The following is a 7,186-nucleotide window of genomic DNA, read 5'->3' on the forward strand; positions in this document are numbered from 1 at the left end:
CTGGAAGATCACCATCACCCGGTATCACTTATTCAAACACACCCGGTACTTCCAACCAGTACCGTTCAGGTGAGCCTTGATGCACAGCAACAGGCCACCTACACCATTGTTGAACCTGTAGCCTGGGACGATATCACGCTAACAGAAGAGAACCTGGAAAGCGTTAAGCAAGCCGATGCTTTTGTCTATTGCAGCCTGACCTGCCGCCACGAGAAAAGTCGTTCGGTGATCTATCAGTTGTTGCAGCACAGCAAGTTCAATGTGATGGACATTAATCTGCGACCGCCGCATTTTCAGCTAGAAACCTTAAAACATCTATTAAAGGCTGCCGATCTTCTCAAAATAAACGAGGATGAACTGGACCATCTGAAAAAGGAACTGCAGCTTCAAAGCACAGACCAGAAACAACTCTGTAAACAGCTCTCCCGCATCTTCAATATCAGTACCATCTGTGTAACACTGGGCGATAAAGGGGCTATGGTTTGGCAGGAAGGCAAACTCTACAGGCATAAGGGCTACCCGGTACAAGTTGCAGATACAGTTGGCGCAGGCGATGCTTTTCTGGCCACCTATGTGAGCAGTATGCTCCAGGGCTATCCGATAGAAACCATTCTGGACAGGGCTTGCAGGGTTGGTGCTTATGTAGCTTCGCGAACCGGGGCAAATCCGGAATATAACGAAGCCATTTCCGGATTGTTCCGCTCCTAAAAATGACAAATACCTTAAAATAGTTCAGTTTCAAACTTTTATCTTCGGTAATTCGTTAATAAGAAGATATGAGGGGTTACCAATTTTCGAACTTTACACCCGATGACTTACCTAAAGGTGGTTTCGAGGAATTACTGAAACTATTTACTCAATTGCTCAATTATACTGCTGGTGATGCCGGGGAAGCTTTATCGTGGATGAATGAACTGGATAAACAGTACAAATTCACCAATAATGATTATGCCATGGGCGACTTCATTGAAGACCTGAAACAAAAAGGCTATATCAATGAAGAAAACGGAGAAACCAAGATTACCGCCAAGACGGAACAAACCATTCGCAAATCTGCCCTGGAGGAAATCTTTGGAAAATTAAAAAAAGCAGGAAAGGGAAACCACAACAGCAATATATCAGGCATAGGAGAAGAAAAAAATGCGGACCGCAGGGAATTTGCCTTTGGGGATAGCCTGGATCAGATTGACATGACCACTTCTATCCAGAACGCGCAGATCAATCATGGCATCAGCAACTTCACGCTTACAGAACGTGATCTTGAGGTGGAAGAAAAGGACTACAAAACTTTAACTTCTACAGTATTGATGATTGATATCTCCCATTCCATGATCCTATATGGGGAAGACCGCATTACCCCTGCAAAGAAAGTAGCCATGGCACTCGCAGAGCTCATCAAAACCAGGTACCCAAAGGATACTTTAGATATCGTAGTATTTGGCAATGATGCCTGGCCGATCACCGTAAAAGACCTTCCTTATTTACAGGTTGGCCCCTACCACACCAATACATTTGCCGGCCTGGAACTTGCTGCAGATCTTCTTCGAAGAAGAAAAACGCACAATAAGCAGATCTTCATGATCACAGATGGCAAGCCTACCTGCCTTAAAGAGAATGGACGTTATTACAAGAACAGTATGGGGCTGGACCGAAAAGTAATTGGAAAAACACTAAATATGGCCGCTCAGTGCAAAAGGTTAAAAATTCCTATTACCACTTTTATGATTGCACAAGACCCTTATTTGCAGCAATTTGTAAGGGAATTTACCCAAATAAACGGAGGCAGAGCTTTTTACAGCTCTCTGAATGGCCTTGGGGAATATATATTTGAAGATTATATTAAAAACAGAAGAAAAACAGTTCGTTAAGGACTTAGACATATATGGACTATAAGCAAATAAAAACACTTGGAGACCTGAAAGCCTCTAAATATATTTCCTTACCCGTTAAGGACGAATTAAGAAAAAATCTGATCGAACAACTACAGAAAAAAGATGCCGGATTTGAGGGTATACTGGGCTATGATGAAACGGTTATCCCAGAACTCCAAACTGCGATCTTATCCCGTCATAATATTTTACTGCTCGGTCTTCGCGGACAGGCAAAGACACGGATTGCCCGTTTAATGGTTAACCTGCTGGATGAATACATTCCTTATGTAAGCGGAAGTGAAATCTTTGATGATCCATTGAACCCGATTTCCTGGTATGCTAAACATGAAATTTCCATCCATGGCGACAATACGCCCATCAGCTGGCAACACCGCTCAGAACGCTATACTGAAAAACTAGCAACACCTGATGTAACCGTGGCCGATCTGATTGGAGATGTGGATCCAATTAAAGCTGCTACACTGAAACTGACCTATAATGATGAACGTGTGATCCATTTTGGACTGATTCCAAGGGCCCACCGCAGCATCTTTGTCATCAATGAACTACCAGACCTACAGGCGAGAATTCAGGTGGCCTTATTTAATATGCTCCAGGAAAAGGACATTCAGATCCGGGGTTTTAAACTGAGACTACCTTTGGACGTACAATTTGTTTTCACCGCCAATCCGGAAGATTACACCAACAGAGGTTCTATTGTTACGCCTTTAAAAGACCGGATAGAAAGTCAGATTCTGACCCATTATCCCAAGAGTATTGGCATCTCCAGGAAGATCACTTTCCAGGAAGCTAAACTTACAGAAGAACAGCGCAAACTGATTGAAGCAGACGGACTGGTAAAAGACCTGGTAGAACAAGTGGCATTTGAGGCGCGTAAAAGTGAATTTATTGATCAAAAATCAGGAGTATCTGCTCGTTTGACTATTTCTGCTTATGAAAATCTGATCAGTACAGCCGAGCGGAGAATGCTGATTAACGGAGAAAAAAAGACCTTTGTCAGACTTTCAGACCTGACAGGCATTATCCCGGCAGTAACTGGAAAAATTGAACTGGTTTATGAAGGAGAACTGGAGGGACCAGCGAAGGTGGCCAATATCCTGATCGGGAAATCCATCAAGACTTTATTTGCCCGTTACTTTCCTGACCCGGAAAAAGCAAAAAAGAGCAAAAAAGCAAATGTGTACGAACCCATCACCGAGTGGTTTACTGAAGGCAATACCTTAGACATCTCCGACAGCCTCAGCGATGCACAGTACAAAAAAGAGTTGATGAAAGTAAATGGTCTGAACGACCTTGTAAAGCAGTTTCACCCCAAGCTTAGTGCAAATCAAACACTCTTGCTGATGGAATTTGTTCTTCATGGCCTGGCTGAGTATTCTCAGTTGAATAAAAATTATCTGGAAGGAGGATTTGGCTTTTCTGATATGTTTGACAGTTTATTCAGCGGAGATCTTGATGATGACGATATAGATTTCAGATAATTATGGGACGTTTACCTTCATTGCTACTGATTACCGTGCTGATGCTGGCACTGGATTATTATTGCTACAAAGCCATCCTTTCTGTATTCAAAAAATGGAAACCGGCAACCCGGAAAAGGTTTGCGCTGATTTGGTGGTCTTATACCCTTTTGCTAACCCTCGGGGTTTTCTGCGGCATTTTCATGAACCTGTTTCTCTCTATCCGGGCCATTATCCTGGTGGCTTACTTCCTGACCGTGGCCTGCAAGATCGTATTGATCCCTTTTCTGGTGGTTGATGATTTGCGCAGACTGGTTGTCCTGCTGGTCCGAAAGATCAAGAAGCCAATAGAACCAACACCCGCTACCCCGGCTGTTGGTGAGCCCATTAGCCGATCATCTTTTCTCGTTAAAGCGGGCCTGGTTGTAGCGGCGGTTCCCTTAACCTCGTTAAGCTGGGGTATTGTTTCCGGGGCCTATGACTATAAGATAAAAAGAGTAAAACTCCTATTGCCTAATTTGCCCAAGGCATTTGATGGGATTAAGATGGGCCAGATTTCTGATATCCATTCCGGCAGCTTTTACAATCACAAAGCCGTAAAAGGCGGCGTGGAGATGCTGTTGGGGGAAAAACCTGATTTCATCTTTTTTACCGGCGATCTGGTAAACGATATGGCCACTGAAATGCGCGATTATCAGGATATTTTCAGCAAGGTTCATGCACCATTGGGTGTATATTCTTCCCTGGGAAACCATGATTATGGCGATTATCATTTTGGACGCGGTCCTTCTGCTGCAAAGGCGAAAAATCTTAAAGATGTAATTGAAACCCATAAAGTGATGGGCTGGGATTTATTGATGAATGAACACCGCAGACTGAAAGTTGACGGAGAAGAGATTGGAATATTGGGAATTGAGAACTGGGGCATGGGACGCTTTCCTAAATACGGCCGAATGGATCTGGCGGTTAAAGATACAGATGACCTGCCTGTTAAATTGTTACTTTCCCATGATCCCTCACACTGGCGTGCAGAAGTACTCGAAAAATACCCTCAAATCGATGCTATGTTCAGCGGCCATACCCATGGTATGCAGTTTGGAGTAAGAACAAAAGAATTTCAATGGAGTCCTATCCAATACATTTATAAAGAATGGGCCGGTCTTTACCAGGAAAAGAACCAGCAATTGTATGTCAATGTAGGCTATGGCTTTCTGGGATACCCCGGCAGGGTTGGTATCTTACCGGAGATCACCATATTTGAATTAAAGCGGGCTTAACTAGCCCGCATTAAAACGATATCCTACACCACGAACTGTAATCAACAGTTGCGGGTTATCCGGGTTAATTTCTATTTTCTTACGCAACCTTACAATATGCATATCCAGGGTACGGGTATTCACATCAGAGTTATAACCCCACACCACCAGCATCAATTCATCACGGTTGATCACCTTATTTGGATTACGCAAGAAATAAAGTAATATCCTGTTCTCCAGTATCGTCAGCTCAATTTTACGTCCCTGACGGTACAAGGTATGGATATTTGGATGATGCTCCATGTCGCCAAAGCGATGAATTTCAGACCGGTCATTATTGAGCAGGAATTTCACCTTACTGTCCAGCATGGCCACCAGTACATCCATATTAAAAGGCTTGGTTACATAATCTGATGCCCCAAAATTATAGGCATCTATTTTATCTATATCCTGGGCCTTTGCGGTCATCATGATGATCAGGTTATCAAAGCCCTGTTTTCTCACTTCTTCACAAACCTCTGCGCCTTGTTTACCCGGCAACATCCAGTCCAGCAGTACGATATCAGGCTTTTCTGCCAGGATCGTCTTTTCTGCGGTCTCTCCATCGCCCACCTCAAGAACTTCATATCCTTCAGATTTTAAACGGTGTACAACTAAGAACCTTAAATTCTCATCATCCTCTACTATTAGTATTTTAATTCCTTTAGACATGTATTTTAATCATTAAATGGTAGTACAATTTTAAACTCCGTTCCTTTATTGACCTTACTCCTCACACTGATCTCTCCTTTCATAAAGTTAACAAGTTCCTTACAGAAAGCCAAGCCAAGCCCAACGCTTCCATTTTGGTTATACTGGTTCTGTATCCTGTAGAACTTCTTAAAAATATCCCCGATCTGAGAAGCGGGAATACCTATTCCATGGTCTGCAAACCTGAAAACTACCCGGTTCTTGATCAGTCTGGCAGTAATATGCAATTTTTTTCGGTCCGGAGGAGAATATTTATAGGCATTCTCTGCCAAATTATCGAACAAACTGCCCAGCAATACCGGATCTGTTGTAAAACTGGTGAAACCAGAGACTTCAAAAGTAAATTCAAAGTCCGGGTGTTTCAACTGATGGGACTCTATAGTACTTTCTATAAAATCCCTCATGTTTACCTTTTCCTGGTTGAGTTGAATGGCCTTATTTTCAATCTGAGTAAAGGCCAGCAGCTTGTTCATCAATCCGTTCAGCTTATCGGCTTCTTCATCCAGGATTCTTCCATACATTTTCAGTTCCCTGTCTGTTAACGAAGCAGCACTCTTAATGTTGTTTCCTGCAATCTTTATTACGCTTACAGGTGTTTTAAACTCATGTGTCAGGTTGTTCACAAAATCATATTGCAGTTTAAACATCCGGTGGTTAACATTCAGGTTCCTGTAAATCAGAAAAGCCACCAAAACCAGAATACCGTAAAAAACCAGGATAATAAAAGCAATAGGCAGGAAATAACTGAGGATTTCCCGGTCTACAAAAGATTTAGCCGAGCTAAAGTAAAGTTTGAAATCAGAAAAGGGGCCGGGCAGGGTAATCTCTGTATCCAAAAAGTCGGAAGAGGTTTCCAGCGGGTCATAGGTCAGGGGTTCAATCCGGACATTCTGATAGAGCTTTGGTCTGGAATTAATAATCCTGATCTTATAAGGATCCAGATAAAAAGACAGCATATCCTGCTGGTAGACCGGAGCTGGATCCAAGGTCTTGCGAAGCATCTGTTTGTAGACTTTCAAATCTTCTGTCCGCGGGAAGTTCATATAGGTGATCTTATTGGAACGTACAATGCTAAAGTTACTGAACAACTCATCCTGCGTTGGCACTCTGGCTGTATCCAGATTCTCTATATAGGAAATCACCTTGATCCCCAATGCGTTAAAGTCATCTCCCCGCCTGAAAGTATGCGGATGGTCTCTTGAAAAGACCTTGATGGAATCTTGAGGGATCAGGCTCCCGAACTGGTAAATATACTTAGGCCCAAAAGAAAAATGCCCCGTATTTAACCCGTCTTTTACAGGATGATTCGCAATCTCTGCATCATAAAAGATAACCTTGGAAACAAAAGGATATTCCAGCAACAAGGTATCCACAAATTTAGAGGTAGTTGCCGAATCGAGATAACCGTTATAATAGGAAACCTCCGGAAGCTTGTTCTGGAAGAAATCATTATAAGGCTTGATGCTCTCTTCCAACACCTTGACCTTTTCAGAAACAAACTCATTTTCGATAAACTTTTTACTGAAATTATAGGCAAGAAACAGAGACAGGACAAACAGGACCGAAATCAAAATGATAAAGGTAACAATCAATAAAAAGTTTTTGCGGTAACCGCTTTTCGTGTCTGAGGCCATTCCTCTAGTCTTACTTCCTTTTCAAATTTACTTCTAAAAACTTTTCCAGAGCTGTATAATATTTTTGCCGGTCTGCTCCCGTATTTTGCTGAAAATCACCATTCGGCTTTTCGAAGTAAGTTACATTTACATTTCTCTTTTTCAGCTCTTTTGCAAATTGCATTACCTCTCCCGAATTGATCCGTTTGTCTTTA

At 42.4% G+C, this 7,186-nt stretch carries 7 protein-coding genes; 4 read left to right on the forward strand and 3 right to left on the reverse strand.

Features of this window, described 5'->3' with window-relative positions:
• From VNZ46_RS16585 to VNZ46_RS16600, 4 genes are all read left to right on the forward strand, one after another.
• Window positions 1–708, forward strand: a 708-nt coding sequence (locus VNZ46_RS16585) for a PfkB family carbohydrate kinase (RefSeq protein ID WP_325561176.1), incomplete at its 5' end; no start/stop codon positions are given.
• Between the two features lie 68 nt (window positions 709–776).
• Window positions 777–1,868, forward strand: coding sequence for a vWA domain-containing protein (locus VNZ46_RS16590; RefSeq protein ID WP_108550572.1), 1,092 nt, complete (start codon window positions 777–779; stop codon window positions 1,866–1,868).
• Window positions 1,869–1,882: 14 nt separating this feature from the next.
• On the forward strand, window positions 1,883–3,373 hold the full coding sequence (locus VNZ46_RS16595) for a sigma 54-interacting transcriptional regulator (protein ID WP_325561177.1): 1,491 nt from the start codon (window positions 1,883–1,885) through the stop codon (window positions 3,371–3,373).
• A 2-nt stretch (window positions 3,374–3,375) separates the two neighbouring features.
• Window positions 3,376–4,629 (forward strand): metallophosphoesterase, encoded by a 1,254-nt coding sequence (locus tag VNZ46_RS16600; protein WP_325561178.1) that lies wholly within the window; start codon window positions 3,376–3,378, stop codon window positions 4,627–4,629.
• On the opposite strand, the gene VNZ46_RS16605 is transcribed toward VNZ46_RS16600, so the two are convergent.
• The 3 genes from VNZ46_RS16605 to VNZ46_RS16615 all read right to left on the reverse strand — a co-directional run.
• Entirely contained in the window at window positions 4,630–5,319 is a 690-nt protein-coding gene (locus VNZ46_RS16605; RefSeq protein ID WP_325561179.1) for a response regulator transcription factor, read from the reverse strand.
• A 5-nt stretch (window positions 5,320–5,324) separates the two neighbouring features.
• Entirely contained in the window at window positions 5,325–6,992 is a 1,668-nt protein-coding gene (locus VNZ46_RS16610; protein ID WP_325561180.1) for a HAMP domain-containing sensor histidine kinase, read from the reverse strand.
• A 10-nt stretch (window positions 6,993–7,002) separates the two neighbouring features.
• A partial coding sequence (locus VNZ46_RS16615; protein WP_325561181.1) for a hypothetical protein occupies window positions 7,003–7,186 on the reverse strand: 184 nt, incomplete at its 5' end.

Origin of the sequence: Pedobacter sp., from assembly GCF_035566355.1 — a bacterium.
Classification (GTDB): Bacteria; Bacteroidota; Bacteroidia; order Sphingobacteriales; family Sphingobacteriaceae; genus Pedobacter.